This is a genomic window from Paenibacillus chondroitinus NBRC 15376 (assembly GCF_004000765.1).
Lineage (GTDB): Bacteria > Bacillota > Bacilli > Paenibacillales > NBRC-103111 > Paenibacillus_E > Paenibacillus_E chondroitinus.
This window is the reverse complement of sequence record NZ_BILW01000011.1, coordinates 72,471-89,221: the sequence shown is the minus strand read 5'-3', so window position 1 is coordinate 89,221 and position 16,751 is coordinate 72,471. Positions and strand designations below refer to the sequence as shown.

Sequence of the window (16,751 nt, the reverse complement as noted above, 5' to 3'; positions counted from 1 at the left end):
TAATATTGGGTACAGCCGTAATTTCCCTTAACCTTTGACCGTTTCTCGAATGGGGGGCTGCCGCACATCCACAGACTTTTGTTTGGCCAAGATCAGGGTCAAAATACCACTTGCAATGGTAAGGACGTAAGGACGGCCAATGTTAATAAATAGGTTGAGATCCCAAACCAATCCAGACATGCCCCCGTCGCAAGCAGCGCAACCTGGAACATGACGCGGTCAAGCATTCCTCGAAATGAGAAAAAACGGCCTTGAACGTCTTGCGGCACTTTGATTTGGAAAAGTGTCGATACCATCGGAAAGAAAAAAGCGACGGCACAGCCGAATAAAACAAAAGAGCCAAGTACGGCAGAGGTGTTCTCGCTAAAGGACATGCCAGCAAATGAAATTGCAAACAGTAACATAAATAGTGTAGAACTGGTTACCAGATTTCGCTTGCCGATCACCCGTTTGGCAAATAAACCTACGATTAAAATGCTCATTCCTTCAATGGAATAGATCCATCCCATCAGTTCCGGCTTGTGTTGGACTTGGCTAAATTTAAGCACAAGCAAATTGAAACCACCCAAGAACAAAGTGATCATACCGCTATTGATAAGTGCTATGAGGACAGCTGGTTCTTGCCGGATGAACGGAAAAAGCTCAGAGAAACGGATTTTCTCCTTCTTTTTAACCAATGTTGTATCCGTAATATTTGTAATCTTCAACTGCGTAATTAGCAGGACAAGAATCACGTAAAATACAAGCGACAATGCATACACTGTATATAAATTCATGACGGCAACCAAGATGCCCGCAACAGCTGTACCGCCAATCCTTGCTATTGTAGTCACATTGAAATTTACGGTATTCGCCTTCAGCAGATCAGATGCTGAAACGACTGCCGGCAGTGCAGCTTGCACGGTAGGCATATAGACTGTCGCGGCTAACTGCATAATGACTACAGACAATAGCATGATTGCGACAGATTGGTAATATAATGCAGCGAACATACAAATCGGAGCAAGACAACGAAAAAAACCTGATATGAGCAGGATTTTTTTCTTATCATAACGGTCGGCCCACACACCGGCTTGAGGTGAAATAAGCACGCCTAGGAATAATCCGCACATCAGGATTAAACTTTTGCCTAAATCAGACGGAACGTGGCTTTGCATAAATTGCAAATTGGCAATAATGCTGGTCCAGATGCCTCCGCCTTGGATGGCTTCGCCAATCATCAAAATGATAAACGCACGATTTCGAAACAAAGAAGAATTCATTCCTAATCTCCAGTCCATTCTTTATTCATTAGTTACATTCAATACAAGGAAGTGTGTATGATTATTCGAATCCGTGTTGATGGAAAAACCGATCGAGCGATAAAAAATATCAGCCTGAGGGTTATCCGTTCTAAGGACAAGCAGGTGATAACTTTTTCTCGCTTCCGCAATAACCGACGCCATTAACATTCGCCCAATTCCAAATCTGCGTGCGCTTGCCCGAACATAAAGCCGTCGAACACGTCCGACATCTGCACCATCGGCGTAGGGATCCCGGTTCAGTCCGCAGACCCCGACAATCTCACTGCCCAGCGTGGCAATGAAAAAAGCTTCTCCATCTTGATCAAATTGATTACTCCCATCCGCATACTCGTTAATCAATCGGTCTAGGTGATGAAAGCCTTCACTCGCACTCTCTTCTGCCAAAGGCAGCAATAAATTAGTATCCAGATTCTCAACTTTCTGGATGTTAATAGGACTCACGGAATCAGCTCCCTAGTTTCCTGTCGTTAAATTTAAGGAGGTCTCTGCGACTTCCTTTCCGTTCACGAGTAAAACAATTCGATGCTCGCCAGGGTAATGCCGGCGGGTCGTCAGGTCCGCCCATCGATGGGTTCTAGCAGCGGTAAGTCGTGAGCCTCCTGGTACGGTTTTATCAGAGAGCAGAAACAATTTCCGGGAATGTTTTCCTCCTGCTTTCACAAAATCAATTCCGTATTCGATACGCAGATGCACGGGTTCACCCTGCCGAACATGAACTTCGTACCGAAGTTCGCAGTTCTCGCCAATCATCAGCTCGTTCGGCTCGGATATGATTGCTGCGTAATCCGCGAGCGGATGGTCATCACGCGTCTCTGCATATCCAAACAGAGCAAGCACCTCTGGAGTCGCTTGGCGAATCAGCGTCCTGCAGCCGTGTCTCACGATCCAATCCGTATCCGGATTGTCCCCCTTCCAACGCGCGGCTGTCTCCAGAACGATCGCCGGATGATCCTTGGCAATATCGTTCAAATTATTAGCGACACTTTTGCGGACATAAAGCGACGGATCGGCCTTCAGCTTCTCCAAAATGCCCAGTACCGGCGCAGGATCCCGCTTAAACACCGGAAGCGCTTGCCCCCAAGGAAGACGCGGACGGCATCCTTCACTAGAGAGCCTGCGCACATGCTCATTCGGATGATCGGCCCAAACGGACATCTGCTCCATCATTCGTTCGGGATCATGCAAAATAAATGGCCGAACAGCAAACTCAGCGGAAGATCTTGATGTGAATCTTTCCAGTGCTTGCATGGACATCTCCCAATGCTCGCTGTTGTGACCGTATACTTCCACAAAATCAGGAAAAAACAAATAAGGAAAACCAATACAGGTATCTTCAATTGCATATAAAATGGCCAACGCCTCGCTATAAGAAGGCGGCAGATGATCGCCGAGCGTTAGCGTAATTTTCCTCATCCTTTGTTTCAACGCTAAATCTGCCCAGTCAGCATTCATAACCTTCTCCACGAACGAATCCTCGTCGAAAGATTGGTAAGCGCTATGAACTTTTTTTGCGAATTCCTCAAGAAATGCTTGATTGTACATATCTTTTAATGCGTCTGCCATCTCTGTAAGTTCCTCCGTCTCCGTATCAACTTCCATGAACTTATCTAGCATAGCACAGTAAAGCTGACAACAGTACGTCATATTTACCGAAGGTTGAATAATTTATAACAGAGATACAAAGATAAACGACTTCGTCGTCCTTTAGGACGAGCGCATTTGTCAAGGTAGAGCGAAGCAAATGTAAAAACTTATACTTTCTTATCTACGCAAAAAAACGCACTAGGCGTCCTTCCGAATAAAACCCCACAAACCGCAAGGGTTTGTGGGGTTTCCAAATGTATGGGACTAAGCAATACGGAATCGAGCCAGGATCTGCTGGAGCTCTTCAGCCATCTCCGATAAAGATTGTGCGGCGACTCTCACTTCACCTGTAGTCTCAAGCTGATTCACCGCGGAGGATGACACGTCCTGGGATGAGTCCGCCGTTTTCTTGGCAATGGAAGCAACTTGTTGCACAGATGCCGTAATCTCTTGCGCGCCAGCCGACATTTGTTCGGAAGTTGCAGCCATTTCCTGGATTTGTGAGGCCACTAAAGTAGTGGACTGCAAAATTTCACCGAAGTTTTGCTCGGTTTTCTGCACGAGCTCAATGCCCGTTTGAACTTCATTTTTGACTTGGCTGAGCGCATCCCCCGAGTCATGTACAGTTGCTTGAATTTCACTCAGCAAAGCGGAAATTTCACCCGAAAATTGCCCGGATTGCTCGGCAAGTTTACGCACTTCAGAAGCTACGACAGCAAAACCGCGTCCCTGCTCTCCTGCTCTAGCCGCTTCAATCGCTGCATTAAGTGCCAGAAGATTCGTTTGCTGTGCAATATCCTGAATTGCTTGTAAAATATGCCCGATCTCTTGCGATTTTCTCTCCAACATAGACATTACTTGATCTGTCTGATGGACAGAGTCATGAATGGATTCCATCTGCTGTACGGTGTTCTGTACATAGGTGCCACCCGCTTCTGCCTGCTGTTTGGTCCATTCGATCGACTCCGCGATCGTTGAAGCACTTTCGGCCATCCGGTATATCCCGCTGCCCACTTCTTCCATGGAACGCGAAGTTTCTTCCATCGTAAGCGTCTGTTGATCCGCCCCTGTAGCTACGTCTTTCACTGTCTGCGTGATATGATTGGATACTTCCTGCATATCAATAGAGCTGATGCGAAGTTGTTCCGCCGAAGAAGCTACGCTTTGCGCATGCCCATTCACCGTTTCGATCATAGTTCTCATATGCTCCGTCATTTGGGCAAACGAAGCGCTGAGATCTCCGATTTCATCCTTCTGCTTCAATGCTGTATAGCTCACAGAAAGATCCCCATCCGATATGCGTCTAGCCGCTGCACTCATCGTCGTAATCGGTTTGGAGACGTGACGAGCAATCAGGAACGAGATAACTAAGCCTAATATGATAGCAAAGATACTAAGGATCGTATTCCACTTAATGCCATCCTGATAAGAATGCTCCACTTCTGCTGCCCATCCTTCCGCATTTTCCTGAATGCGTTTGGTGAACATTTCAATCAGCAACGAGCAGCTTCCCAAATTACTATCCGCTACCTGGATAAGCGCCAGACCTTCAGCACCGTGTTTTTGCGCAGCTTCCAGCGTAGAAGGAAAAACGGTAGCGTACTGCGTCCACTGCTCTTTGAATACTTTGAGCATCTGAATATCTTTCTCATCCTGGAAAGTCCCATCCAGCTGATTGATTTTCTTTTCAATATCATTAAATAAGGTTTGAGCTCTCTCCGCAGGAGACGTGGTGGCCTCATCTTCTAACATGCCAGTACCACTTAGGTTTTGCTTCGTCTTATCCTCCATGTTAAATTGAATACGCAGGATTTGATCGTCCAGGCTTTTTAAATCATAGTTCAAATTACCCAGTAAGATAACGGAAGGAAGTCCTTTATCCGTCGTTAATTTGGCAGTGTCACCCATTGATTTCATCCGCATTTGTGACGTGATACTAATTGCCGTGAGAAGCACTAAAACAATGACAAAGCTACAAAGAAGTTTCTTGTACAGCGTGAGTTTCATTCTGCTAGCCTCCGAAGTTTCTCTTTTTGTTGTAAGGGGTCATGTTTTCCCTTTAATTTACAGGATAAATTATCCTATGTTTAATTTCGGCGAAACCCGTCGAATTTTTTATAGCTAATTTAAATTAGTATGTAAATAGTTGATATAATGCGTATCAGAGCTATGAAAATAGGCTGCCGAGAATTCAATTCTCGACAGCCTTTTTAGGTCTATTATCCTATGGGATCTATACAATAATATCCGACATGATGATCGGATGGAGTTGGCCCTTATAGGCGAATGAAGTTTGGCCGGTTTCTTCCGATACAACCAGAGCCAAAGCATCTGTTCGTTCCGTAATGCCAATTGCCGCCCGATGCCGCGTACCTAACTTTTTATTTTCTACAATCGTGGCTGATAAAGGAAGGACATTCGCTGCTGAAACGATTTGATCGTAACTAATGAACACTGCGCCATCATGCAAGGGATTCCCAGGGTAGAAGATTGATTCCAGCAAGGAATACGATACTTTGGCACCAACTGGAATGCCATTATGAAGATGTTCCTCTATAGGATCGTTGCGTTGTATGACTATCAATGCACCATGGCGGCGTTTCGACAAGTGATCAACGGCAATGGTCAAATCGGAATATTGGATGGAGAAAGCTGACAAATAACATTGCATGTAAAAGGAAGCGGCAATCGATTCAACTCTCCTGAACCTTTCTTGAATCGCCTCTAAATCGCTTAACATGCAGTGATTCTCATTATCTATGATTTGTAAGCTACGATGCAGCGCATCAGAAATTTCTTGGATATGTAGTTTGAGCTGTTCTTTCATTGGGGATTCATCGCATCGGATCTGATTCAACTCATACACCTCTGGATACCGTATTGCTTATTAGCATTCCCAGTTTTGAAAAGATCATCAACTAAGGATTGGACCATTTTGAATGGCTGGCCCTTGTTCTTAAACATGCCGAAGACGGAATAACTATTATTAAATTAGATTGCCATTTCTCGGTCAGGGGGCTGATCCCTTTGTTTATTTATACGGTCAAATCAGGCGATTCTTTATATGCAATCTCGAGAAAATTTCAAGTCTCACTTGAAACAATACGCTCCGTAAATGGTTTAATTGAGTCTGACCTCGTACCAGGTCAAGCGCTTATCATCTCAACATCGAGCTACATCGTTCAACCGGGTGACACACTTTCCTATATCGCGAGCATCAGCTATATTCCCTTACAGCTGTTAAGAACCGCTAACGGTCTCCAAAGCGATAACTTAACTGTCGGTATGAAGCTAACGTTGCCGGATCGACCTAAATACTTGGAGGAAGGGCTAAGCTATATTTTGCCTAGTACGCCGGATCAGATTCAGAAAACCGTTCAAAACTTCGCAAACTTGAATACCTACTATGGTGTTTTTGAATATCATATTACGCCTGACGGCAGTTTGAGTGATCTCCCCCTCGATGAGGTCGCAGTCAAGGCCGCACGTTCTCACCTTGTAGCTCCTCTTGCTACAGTAACAAATTTAACGCCAGGAGGGTTCAGTTCCGACATAACGAAACAATTGCTGCAGTCTCCGGAACTTCGAAACCGTTTAATCAATAACATCTATTCCTTACTGGAAACGAAAAATTTTGCCGGTGTCAATGTGGATTTCGAGCGAATTCGGCCAGATGAACGGGACTTGTACTCCGGTTTCTTGAGAGCATTGAAAGAAAAGTTACAACCTGACGGTTATTATACGTCAGTTGCGGTACCTGTAAAAAGGTCCGAACTTGACCATCCGGGATATGATTACGGCGGAATTGCTAGCGCTGTCAACTTCGTGTTTATAATGGCCTATGATTTCCATGAAGCACATTCAGGTCCTGGACCCGTCGGCCCGATCGATGAAATAAGAAAAACGGTTGATTATGCACTTCAACACATGCCCCGTCATAAAATCATTCTTGGTGTCCCGCGGTATGGTTTCGATTGGACTATGGAGGGGAATGTCCCGCTAACGGCCAAAGCGGTTTCCGTAAAATCAGCAACAGATACCGCAATTAAATATGAAGTGAATATTCAATACTCCGAGCAGCATCAACAGCCGTATTTTGGTTATTGGGATGAGCAAGGACGCAGACATATCGTCTGGTTTGAGGATGCGAGGGCCCGGGCAGCGAAATGTCAACTGGTCATCGACTATCAGCTGCTTGGTATTGGTGCGTGGCAGCTAGGCTTGAATTTTCCCCAATCCGCCTATCTAATCATGCACTTTTTCAGGAACAGAAGAGTCATTTAGTCCAAGATGCGAATCATCACTTTCCCTTTGGCATGGCCTTCTCCCAAATACTGAATAGCTTCACCAACCTCACTTAATGGATAGTATTTATCAATAATGGGTGTAACGACTCCAGTCCCAACAAGCCTACCCAATTCCTTTTGATCATGTTGATTTGGCTTGTGGATCAAGATGCCCATTTTCTTCTTCTCCGTCATTGAAATCCATGGCCCTAAACACATAACTTGGAAAATACGAGCCATAGAACCTCCTACCATCACATAAGAACCTAATGGACTTAGTGCGCGTTTGTAATCGAATATTGATCGATTTCCTACTACATCAAGAATTAAGTCATACTGCTGTCCGTTTTTGGTAAAATCTTTCGTTGTGTAATCGATAACCTCGTCTGCCCCAATCGATGTAAGCATATCCAACTTTTCGCGGCGATCGACAGCCGCCACTACCGCACCGACAGATTTGGCAAACGGTACGGCGATCGTCCCCACTCCCCCACCGGCACCATTGACGAGAACCTTCTGGTTTGGCTGAATCATTCCTTTATCACGGAGGCCTTGTAAAGCAAGGACTCCCGCTTGCGGGAGAGCAGCAGCTTGCTCGAAAGTCAGATGAGGTGGTTTGGGTGACAAAACGGCTTCACGAACAGACACATACTCCGCAAATCCGCCCCAACCACTGCCAGAGATGTCCCCGAACACCTCATCGCCAGGCTGAAACTGTTTGACTTCTCGTCCCACCGCTTCAACGATCCCTGCAATGTCAGCTCCGAGAATGCTATATTTTGGCTTTAGCATCCCCCCAAGGCGCGCCAAATAGGGTTTTCCTCGCAAAAGATCCCAATCCCACGAATTGACGGATGCGGCATGAACGCGAACCAGGACTTCATTGACTTTGGGTGTTGGTTTTTCTATCTCAACAAGGTTAAGAACATCCTTGGCTCCATATTTCGTGTAGACCATTGCCTTCATTCACATACCTCCAATGATAACCCTATAATGCTTGATGTTATCATTTTTCGGGCCGCTTTATGCCACATTGGATCTAAAAAAATAAAAAGCTTGAAGGAAGTTTCCCTCAATCTTTTGATACTCCATTCTCCTAATGGGAAGGAAGCCAGCCTACAATTTGTAAAACCGTTAACGCGACTTCTATAACAATTAGAATCACGACAATCCACTCAACGAACAACCCTCGAATAGAATGGCTGATATTTGAAAACCCCTCAAGGATGTGATACAAAATGTCCGTTTTGCTTTTCAAAATTTTATAGCGATCATTCAGTTCAAAGAAATCCATCATCCCGTCATAAAATTCACTGGCCGTGCTATTCGTCCAAGTTAGATCAGGTTTATCCAAAATCATGATGTAGGCAAGGGTATTGTACTCATGCCTTACGATTTTGGCTGTGGTTCTCGCCAATTCTTTGTTGCCCACGCGAAGCTTCCCTTTCTCTAATCGATCGATCATTCCTTCAAGTCCATCATGAATATCGCCAAGTTGTTCCTCAATCTTCTCCAACGCTACGGATTTGGCAAGAACTGTAGAGATGAGTTCAGGGTAAAAGAACTGATATTCGGCAACAATGACATACTTGTCTGTCAACTCCATGCTCTCGATTTCCTCGATATGCAGACTGTAATCGTCCATATATCTATCCACATGCTGGAGCTCCAGATCAGGCTCAAAGGTTTGGATAAATTTTAAGAAAGCTGTAATTTCATCCTTGTTTTTGTGATTCACAAATACAATACTTCCAAACGAAAACACCAGCACCTGCTGTAAGGAATCCGTTTCTTTTTGAAGGATTGAGGATAAAATATCCCCCCTCAGAATTAACGGCTGCTCCCACGTGTATTTTTTTGGAATATGACAATGAATTGCGATTTTGTTTAAATCAATTTCATTCGTGACCGCCAGAGCTCTGAAAGTAATATCTTTCATGTTCACCACTCATCTGCTAAAAAAGTTATGCTAACTAGTCTTGACAGAATAAGATGGCTTCAATCCTCTGCCGATCCTGTATTTTCCACTTTTCAGCTTCTGGGGACAGGCTCATTCCCTACTTTTTCCCTTGGCAGCAAATATTTAAAGGCAAGCCTTAGAAGCGGCGGAACCGCAAAGTAAATGAACCAGGTTCGGAATATTTGATAGCACGTGACAATCGCAATGTCCGCATGAACCTCTTTGGCCATGATCCCCATTTGATCCATACCTCCAGGCGCCATAGCCAAAAAGGCAGTGGCTCCTGAAACGTTATGCATGTTTGAAAGCATAAGGCTTAAACCTAACGAGCCCAGGATGAGAACGCAGCCGCTTACGATCGAGAGCCCAATGATTCGTACTTTATGCGTTAAACTCTCTGGACGAAGGAGTAAACCAACGTACGTGCCTATCAATAGTTGCGATACGTCTAGAAGACCAGACGGCAGAACTGGCCCTGACACACCGGACAGATGAAGCACGGCTGTGGCAATCATTGGCCCCAGCAAAAAAGCCGATGGAAAACGAATCTTTTTCGCCAGCACGGCACATATCACACAAACAATAGCGAACAAGAAAATATTAGGGAAAAGATCACTCCAACGCGCACTTACTCCCGCTATCTGCTCTATCGCCGACCGTTCACCGCCAAACAATGGACTAAAGATAAGGAGCGGTACGCAGAAAATAATGATCATCAACCGAGAAACTTGGAGAAACGTCATTACCGTAAGATCAATGCCTTCCGTATCTTCCGCAAGGATGATCATCTGCGACAACCCGCCGGGAATACTCCCCATCAACACCGTTGGCAGCGGCAAACCAGATACCTTGGAAATGCAGTAGGCGATTAATGCGCTGAAAAGCAGCAGTAAAACGGTCATTAGAATCATGCTGGGCAGTTGTTTTCCCATTTCTTGCAACGTGTTCACCGTGAATGTTAATCCAATGGAATAACCAATAATAATCAGTGCCGCATCACGTAAATAACTAGGCCATAGCGGCTTCACCTTTTTCAACAAACGAGCTCCCAAAAACGCAAACAGCATCGGACCCAAGAGCCAAGGTAAGGGAGAATGAATGAACGTGAAAAGGGTCCCCCCTACAAGCGACAAAGCAAGTGTGATGACGAAACGAATCACGGCTGCTCAGTCAATTCAGCGATACGTTTATTCACTTCACCTTGGAAGTTCCCGCCATGATAACAGATAACGGTCTCGATATCGAAGGCAAGCAGCTTCTTAAGCGATCTTAGTGCTTCTTCCATATCCGGTGTAACGGCTGCCCGCGGCCCCTTTAATTCGCCATTTTCGACGACCATGGCATCTCCGGCAATTAGCGTCTTGCTTGCGTGGTGGTACAAACAGACATGCCCGGGCGTATGTCCCGGCGTATGAATGACGGTTAAGCCGCCTGCAATCGGCAGCGTCTCTCCATCTGCGATCGTGCTCTCCACGTTGGGGTGCGACGGATACAGAAAAGTCTGCTCGAATTGGTTGCGAGTCACTTCCGGCAGCTGAGCCAGGAGCGCAGCCAGCCTCTCCGGGCTCACTTTGATCATCGGTTTCGCCCCGTTAATGACGTCTTTGTCGTCTTCATGGGCATAGACGATGGGAGATTCGTCTTCAGCCGCGAGAAACTCAGGCAGTCCGCCAACATGATCGATGTCCTGATGTGTCAAAATAATGGAGCGAAGCGGGACATTCAACACCCCTGCTTGCTTTGCTAACTCCCGAATCGCAGGGGCCGAACCCGGCATGCCCGTATCGATTAACACCCAGGACTCTTTGTCAAAAAGGATTGTCGGATGAATCGTCATAGGTCCCAAATTTAATGACAACATTTCAATGCCTTCAGCTATTCTCATGTGATTACCGATACCTTAACCTCTATCCAGCTTAGGGCAAGATATCGGCCACCTCCTTTTATTCAAGTATAAAACCAATGAGTTCATTATAGAACTCGATAGTTTTATCGTCAATGAGAAACATTGACGTTCCCCTTGACTCATGTCAAGATAGGGATGGAGGGATCGCGATGGTAGACACGAAAAAAGATAAAATTTTGAATACAGCCATCGAGCTGTTCCGATCGAAAGGTTACAGCGCCGCATCCATGCAGGATATCGCCGAGGCTTGCGGTATGGCCAAAGCCAGCATCTATAAATTTTTTGCGACCAAAGAAGAGCTGTTTACTGCCGCTTTCGTCGCATGTCACCAGACATTGCTAGATCAAGCAGCAGCACTTGATCGTGGCGCTGAAAGGCTGAGCCTGACTCCCAAAGAAAAGCTGCGGCGAAAAATCGAATTCCAGTTGCAATATACGGTTGAGAATCACCTGTTCATGATTGACTTCAGGGAACTGCCCATTACAACCAATGAACAATTCATCGCGGCATGGAAACGGAAGAAAAACGCGCTGCACACCTGGCGCCGCGAACTGCTAATCGAGACATACGGCAATCAGATTGAGCCCTACATATGGGATATTGTTGCCATTTTCCGCGGCATTCATATTGAATACTTAGCTTATGTTCAGCAGAAAGTGATTGCCTTACCAATGTCCGAGTTAGCTGCGTTCATCGTCGATCGCTTGGATGCCTTAATCGACGACTTCATTCGGACAGCACCGAAGCCCATCATTGATGAAAGCAACACACATTTCAACTATTTGAATCCGAGTGATTCTCCCGCCCGTCAGACGACGATTGAGCAGTTGATTTCGCTAATGACTTTCAAGATCGGCGAGCTGTCAAAGCCGGATGATGTGCGCGAGGAGCTTCGCAAGGTTGCGGTCATGCTACAAGAGGAATGCGTCCGCCAAACTCCCAATTCAACACTCATCAAAGTGTTTACCTCTTATCTTGATGTCGTTCCGGAACTACAGCCCCATCTTCGCCAGCTTAACTACCTCCTATCTTAAGATGCACAGCCTATCCATAAAAGAACCCCGCGATTACGAACTTAATTGCGGGGTTCTTGGCTTTTGTAGTGGCTCTTCCCCGCCTCAAGTCCGGCTTCAATAACCGTCATAGGTCCGTTTTCGCAGTACCTTGCAAGAGCTACAATAAAGACATGAAAACGAAACAATGACATGCCATAGATCGCAAAATGGAGAGGAGCCATACCATGAACAAATTATTCCGTTCTAGAACAGACAGCAAATTAACAGGCCTTTGCGGAGGACTAGCAGAATGGCTAGGTATAAATGCAACGATGATTCGCTTGTTGGTCATCATCGCCGCTTTGTGCAGCTTCGGTACCGTAGTCCTAATCTATATGATCGGCTGCCTGCTTGTCCCTAAAGCGCCGCAAAATCATTACGATTTTACACCTCCGTATCAAAGTTAATGGGCTAGAGAAGTAAAACGTCAGTGAAAACTGGCGTTTTTTCTTGTTTTACGATCACCGAGGTAGCGATACCGCCATAGATGCGTATTGGATTTTTTAGATTAAAATGATGTGTTGTTCATATCATGTAAAGATCCATCTAATCTTGACTCGAAGCGGCAGGAGGACTGCATATGCCTGTACGGAATGAAGTGAATGAGGAAATTCGCCGCATGAGGGCCAGCCTCGAACAATGGCAGCATCAAGACGGTTCTTGGCGATTTTGCTTTGAAAATAGTCTGTTAACCGACGCTTACATGATTATCGTCCTTCGGACACTGGAAGTTCCTCAAGAAGCGCTCATCAAACAATTGCATGATCGCATCGCTGCCGAACAAGAACCCAATGGCGCATGGAAAGTCTATCAGGATGAAGCGGATGGCCATTTGGATACGACCGTAAATGCCTATTTTGCGCTTTTGTATTCGGGCTATAGCCAAAAAACAGACGAACCGATGATGAAAGCTGCACGGTTCATCACTTCCAAAGGCGGAATTAAGCAAGTGAAAACCTTTCTTACGAAGGTATTCCTGGCAACCGCAGGACAATATCCATGGCCATCCTCGATCATGATTCCGCTGGAATTTCTGTTGCTGCCGTTGACCTCTCCCGTCAACTTTTTTGACTTCTCCGGCTTTGCCCGCGTTCACTTTGCACCGGTCTTGATCATGGCCGACCTCAAATTTGTCAGAAAAAACGCGGCCACTCCGGACTTATCAGACCTGACTCTGCCCGTTCGCAAAGAGCAAGAGTCACCCCGAGGATTCCAGGAGCTGCTGAATGAAGTGCATACCGGTATTAAGCAGCTAACCAGTCTTCCCCAACAGCTGCATAAACGAGCTATTCGATATGCTAAAACCTATATGCTTGAACGTATTGAAGCAGATGGAACGCTATACAGCTACGCGACGTGTACGCTGCTGATGATCTTGTCCTTGTTAGCGCTGGGCTATGACAAGAATCACCCTACGATTACCGCGGCGCTGAACGGACTCTACTCGATGCTGTGGAACATAAACGGAAAGGTACATCTCCAAAACTCACCGTCGACAGTCTGGGATACAGCCCTGCTTGCCGCGGCGCTGCAGCAAGCGGGAACTTCACCCGATCATCCTTCGATCGCAAAAGCAGTCCATTATTTGCACGGTTTGCAGCAATCCAAACTAGGAGATTGGAGATTTCATGTCGCTCATCCAGTAGCCGGCGGTTGGGGTTTCTCCGAATCGAATACGATTAACCCCGACGTGGATGATACCACAGCAGCTCTGCGGGCCATACATGCAACCGTGCAGCAGAATCCTGAATACCAAGACGTATGGAACCGCGGGTTGAACTGGGTTCTGTCCATGCAGAATAAAGATGGCGGCTGGCCCGCTTTCGAAAGAGGGGTTACCAACAAGCTGCTGACGCTTGTCCCGGTCGACGGCGCTTCCGCTGCTGCAATTGATCCGTCTACGGCGGATCTTACCGGAAGAACATTGGAATTCCTAGGCGCAACAGCAGGTCTGGACATCCGTCAAACCTTTGTGCAAAGAGGTGCGGATTGGTTGTTCTCGAATCAAGAGGCAGATGGTTCGTGGTACGGCCGTTGGGGAGTTTGCTACATCTATGGCACATGGGCTGCTTTGACAGGGCTGATGGCTGTTCGAACGAAACCCTATCACCCTGCAGTGCGAAAAGCCGTCGATTGGCTGCTAAGCATCCAAAACGAAGACGGCGGCTGGGGCGAATCCTGCAGCAGCGATAGCTCCAAACACTACATACCGCTCGGCGCCAGCACGCCTTCCCAAACCGCTTGGGCGCTTGATGCGCTTATCGCGGTATGCGATGAACCTCTGCCTGCCATCCGCAAGGGGATGCAGCAATTGCTCCTGCTGCTGCACAAGGATGACTGGACGACGCGGTATCCAACCGGAGCAGGACTGCCCGGCACCTTTTATTCCAACTATCACAGTTATCGATATATTTGGCCCCTATTCACCTTGAGTAACTACAAGAAGAAATTTGAGCATTTGTAAAATGAACAATACACGCGACGCTTACGTCAAATCCAAGGCAACTTTGCTATACGAAGGAGAATAATCATGAGGAAATTTATCAAATCCCTATTTCATAAGCGGTCATTTGCTGATCAGCTGGAGACTTATCTCGAAGCAACGGTGTTAAAGTGGAAAAAACGCATCAACCCTATAACGAACAGAATCGGTTTTGGCATTTATTTTTACAAGAACATCACCATTAATTTAAATCGCTTGAACAAAGAAATATTGGAAATTGCCCAGGATAGCGCGAAACTTTCGCACTTCAACAAAACCACATTTCCCAGTTTTATATCCGTCGTCGACGGCATCCATACAAGGATGTTCACGCACCTGCCAAATCACGTCATTCAACAAATTACAACTTTAGTTAAAAGGCTCCCAGGTTTCAAAGAACTGCAATCGATCTCTCGAACTTATGGGTACATATGTGAACTTCAATACAATCAAGGAAGAGTATTTTTCGGATCTTTGCAGATACACTTTATTAAAATAGAAAGATTGGCCGCTCCTTAATGGGAAGCATGGCTGGCGTCCTGCCTTTTTTGAATCGCATGCATGCCCATAATGACAGCCACAAGTTCGTAACTATCCAATTCTGCAGATTGGTTTCGCAGTGTAAATGCTCCTGAAGAAAACCATCCGTTTATTTTCTCAAAATGAGCGACAAGCACGCCTGAGGAATCGGATATTTCATATTCTTTTGAAAATGCCGGGGAGGTGATGTCATAACTGCCTCTCCCTTGCGTTTCATACGTAAACTTTTTGGAAAACATCGCAAAACGGCTTCGCAGAACACCGGCCAAGCTCCCACCCGGATGCGAAACCTCCCATTTTCCTGACAAGAACGGAAATCCTCCTTTGTAAAGAAGTCGATCATTGACGCCATATACATCGATGGCCGAACCAAAGGAACTCTTTAAATCCAGATGCCCCATGTTTTTTTCCTCGCTGTCCAAAATCTCCGTAAAACCTGCATTAAAAAAATTATCACGAAAAAATAAATTCATTTTCTCTCCTCCTTCAGTTAAAATCAACTAACATGATGCGGAAAGGAAGTTGGCGCGTATGAGACACCTACTTGCGATTGCTACCCTTCTATTTGTACCTGAACGTGCAGCCCTTGGCGGGCATCCCGTCATTACCTGGTGGCTCGTCGTTGGTTTTGGCTCCGCTCTGATTCTTTGGGGCACCGGATTAAAGATATGGCTTATAGGCAAAAGATGGATAGCTGCTTCGCAAATCAACAAGGAACAATAGCGTTCACCTCATAACAGAGTGAACGCTATCGTTTATCTATAACTACAGCTTATTACTAAGCAAATACTCGTTTCATAAAAGCTAAACTGTTACGTTGATCTGTTTCCGGATCTCGGACTGTACACTCCGCCGAAATCATCCCCTCATAGCCCGAAGCCTTCAGCGCTGAAACGAACTGCTCGTAGGGGTACTGACCTGTCCCTGGTGAAAATCGACCCGTATCCGCTAAATGAATATGCTGCAGCCAAGCTTGGTTGTCGATAAGCGTTTGTAGCGACTCTTTCTCTTCATCCATATGGTAAAAATCTGCCAAAACCCGAACAGACGGGTGATTAACTTGTTTCGCGAAGCGAACAGCTTCGGAGACACTGTTTATGAGGTTCGTCTCCTTTTTATTTAAAGGTTCAATCACCAACGTTACGCCAGTCCCGGCAAATTCTTCACCGATACGGGACAACAGCTGCGTGAACTGCTCCTCTGAGCGGTTCTGTTCCCATCCGTCGGGAATATTACGTGATCTCCCGCTTCCCAGAACGACCGTTTTGGCTCCGATTTGATTTAACGCATTGGCTGCTTTATGTATATAACGCTGGAGACGCTCCTCATCAACCTCAGGCCCAACAACTTTTAAATCGCCAGGGAAAAAAATATTAAATGCGCTGACTGGGAGCGGGCTATTCATAAATAACGGCAATCTTGCCGCATATTCCGTTTCATTTTCCAAATTTAAAGAAACTAGCGCACATTCTATGTAATCAAAACCCAAATCCTTTAATTTCTCAGCCTGCTGAATCTCACTGCACCAACCAAAGGTATACATAGTCATCCATCCTTCTTATGTTCAATTTTAATGAAAAAAGAACTAATGATAGCGCATACAATTCCATGTTATTTAAGACGCTATGGAGTGG

17 protein-coding genes are annotated in these 16,751 nt (G+C 45.9%); 6 read left to right on the top strand and 11 right to left on the bottom strand.

All coding sequences use genetic code 11. From position 1 onward, the window contains the following. Positions 1-98 precede the first annotated feature (98 nt). The 5 genes from PCH02S_RS14810 to cdaS form a co-directional block, all read right to left on the bottom strand. The gene (locus PCH02S_RS14810) at positions 99-1,262 is read right to left on the bottom strand and encodes an MFS transporter (protein ID WP_246069084.1); all 1,164 of its coding nucleotides are present in this window, start codon (positions 1,260-1,262) and stop codon (positions 99-101) included. Between the two features lie 21 nt (positions 1,263-1,283). Further along, a complete protein-coding gene (locus PCH02S_RS14805; RefSeq protein ID WP_127454262.1) occupies positions 1,284-1,745 on the bottom strand; it encodes a GNAT family N-acetyltransferase in 462 nt (153 codons plus the stop codon). A gap of 12 nt (positions 1,746-1,757) precedes the next feature. Next, entirely contained in the window at positions 1,758-2,867 is a 1,110-nt protein-coding gene (locus tag PCH02S_RS14800; RefSeq protein ID WP_127454260.1) for a DNA alkylation repair protein, read from the bottom strand. A 285-nt stretch (positions 2,868-3,152) separates the two neighbouring features. Beyond that, a complete protein-coding gene (locus PCH02S_RS14795) occupies positions 3,153-4,895 on the bottom strand; it encodes a methyl-accepting chemotaxis protein (protein WP_127454258.1) in 1,743 nt (580 codons plus the stop codon). Positions 4,896-5,121: 226 nt separating this feature from the next. Beyond that, positions 5,122-5,745, bottom strand: a complete 624-nt coding sequence (gene cdaS / locus PCH02S_RS14790) for a sporulation-specific diadenylate cyclase CdaS (RefSeq protein WP_127454256.1) — start codon at positions 5,743-5,745, stop codon at positions 5,122-5,124. A gap of 170 nt (positions 5,746-5,915) precedes the next feature. Here cdaS and PCH02S_RS14785 point away from each other — a divergent pair, with 170 nt between their 5' ends. Next, the gene (locus PCH02S_RS14785; protein ID WP_127454254.1) at positions 5,916-7,172 is read left to right on the top strand and encodes a glycosyl hydrolase family 18 protein; all 1,257 of its coding nucleotides are present in this window, start codon (positions 5,916-5,918) and stop codon (positions 7,170-7,172) included. On the opposite strand, the gene PCH02S_RS14780 is transcribed toward PCH02S_RS14785, so the two are convergent. From PCH02S_RS14780 to PCH02S_RS14765, 4 genes are all read right to left on the bottom strand, one after another. Then, entirely contained in the window at positions 7,169-8,140 is a 972-nt protein-coding gene (locus PCH02S_RS14780) for an NAD(P)-dependent alcohol dehydrogenase (RefSeq protein WP_127454253.1), read from the bottom strand. The two genes, PCH02S_RS14785 and PCH02S_RS14780, sit on opposite strands and share 4 nt — an antisense overlap. A gap of 130 nt (positions 8,141-8,270) precedes the next feature. After that, the gene (locus PCH02S_RS14775) at positions 8,271-9,113 is read right to left on the bottom strand and encodes an RMD1 family protein (RefSeq protein ID WP_127454251.1); all 843 of its coding nucleotides are present in this window, start codon (positions 9,111-9,113) and stop codon (positions 8,271-8,273) included. Between the two features lie 92 nt (positions 9,114-9,205). Further along, the gene (locus PCH02S_RS14770; RefSeq protein WP_127454249.1) at positions 9,206-10,294 is read right to left on the bottom strand and encodes an AbrB family transcriptional regulator; all 1,089 of its coding nucleotides are present in this window, start codon (positions 10,292-10,294) and stop codon (positions 9,206-9,208) included. Continuing rightward, the gene (locus PCH02S_RS14765) at positions 10,291-11,019 is read right to left on the bottom strand and encodes an MBL fold metallo-hydrolase (protein WP_127454247.1); all 729 of its coding nucleotides are present in this window, start codon (positions 11,017-11,019) and stop codon (positions 10,291-10,293) included. The genes PCH02S_RS14770 and PCH02S_RS14765 overlap by 4 nt, the downstream gene beginning before the upstream one ends. 170 nt (positions 11,020-11,189) lie before the next feature. Between PCH02S_RS14765 and PCH02S_RS14760 the strand changes: the two genes are divergently transcribed. The 4 genes from PCH02S_RS14760 (at position 11,190) to PCH02S_RS14745 (ending at position 15,096) form a co-directional block, all read left to right on the top strand. After that, the gene (locus PCH02S_RS14760) at positions 11,190-12,074 is read left to right on the top strand and encodes a TetR/AcrR family transcriptional regulator (RefSeq protein ID WP_164819569.1); all 885 of its coding nucleotides are present in this window, start codon (positions 11,190-11,192) and stop codon (positions 12,072-12,074) included. A gap of 206 nt (positions 12,075-12,280) precedes the next feature. Continuing rightward, positions 12,281-12,502 (top strand): PspC domain-containing protein, encoded by a 222-nt coding sequence (locus PCH02S_RS14755; RefSeq protein WP_127454244.1) that lies wholly within the window; start codon positions 12,281-12,283, stop codon positions 12,500-12,502. A 173-nt stretch (positions 12,503-12,675) separates the two neighbouring features. Continuing rightward, positions 12,676-14,559, top strand: a complete 1,884-nt coding sequence (gene shc, locus PCH02S_RS14750; RefSeq protein ID WP_127454242.1) for a squalene--hopene cyclase — start codon at positions 12,676-12,678, stop codon at positions 14,557-14,559. A gap of 66 nt (positions 14,560-14,625) precedes the next feature. After that, positions 14,626-15,096, top strand: coding sequence for a hypothetical protein (locus tag PCH02S_RS14745; protein ID WP_127454240.1), 471 nt, complete (start codon positions 14,626-14,628; stop codon positions 15,094-15,096). Here the strand turns inward: PCH02S_RS14745 and PCH02S_RS14740 are convergent. Then, a complete protein-coding gene (locus tag PCH02S_RS14740; RefSeq protein ID WP_127454238.1) occupies positions 15,093-15,590 on the bottom strand; it encodes a hypothetical protein in 498 nt (165 codons plus the stop codon). The two genes, PCH02S_RS14745 and PCH02S_RS14740, sit on opposite strands and share 4 nt — an antisense overlap. A gap of 58 nt (positions 15,591-15,648) precedes the next feature. Here PCH02S_RS14740 and PCH02S_RS14735 point away from each other — a divergent pair, with 58 nt between their 5' ends. Then, positions 15,649-15,840, top strand: coding sequence for a hypothetical protein (locus PCH02S_RS14735; RefSeq protein WP_127454236.1), 192 nt, complete (start codon positions 15,649-15,651; stop codon positions 15,838-15,840). 55 nt (positions 15,841-15,895) lie between these two features. On the opposite strand, the gene PCH02S_RS14730 is transcribed toward PCH02S_RS14735, so the two are convergent. After that, on the bottom strand, positions 15,896-16,660 hold the full coding sequence (locus tag PCH02S_RS14730; RefSeq protein ID WP_164819568.1) for a sugar phosphate isomerase/epimerase family protein: 765 nt from the start codon (positions 16,658-16,660) through the stop codon (positions 15,896-15,898). Between the last annotated feature and the right edge of the window lie 91 nt (positions 16,661-16,751).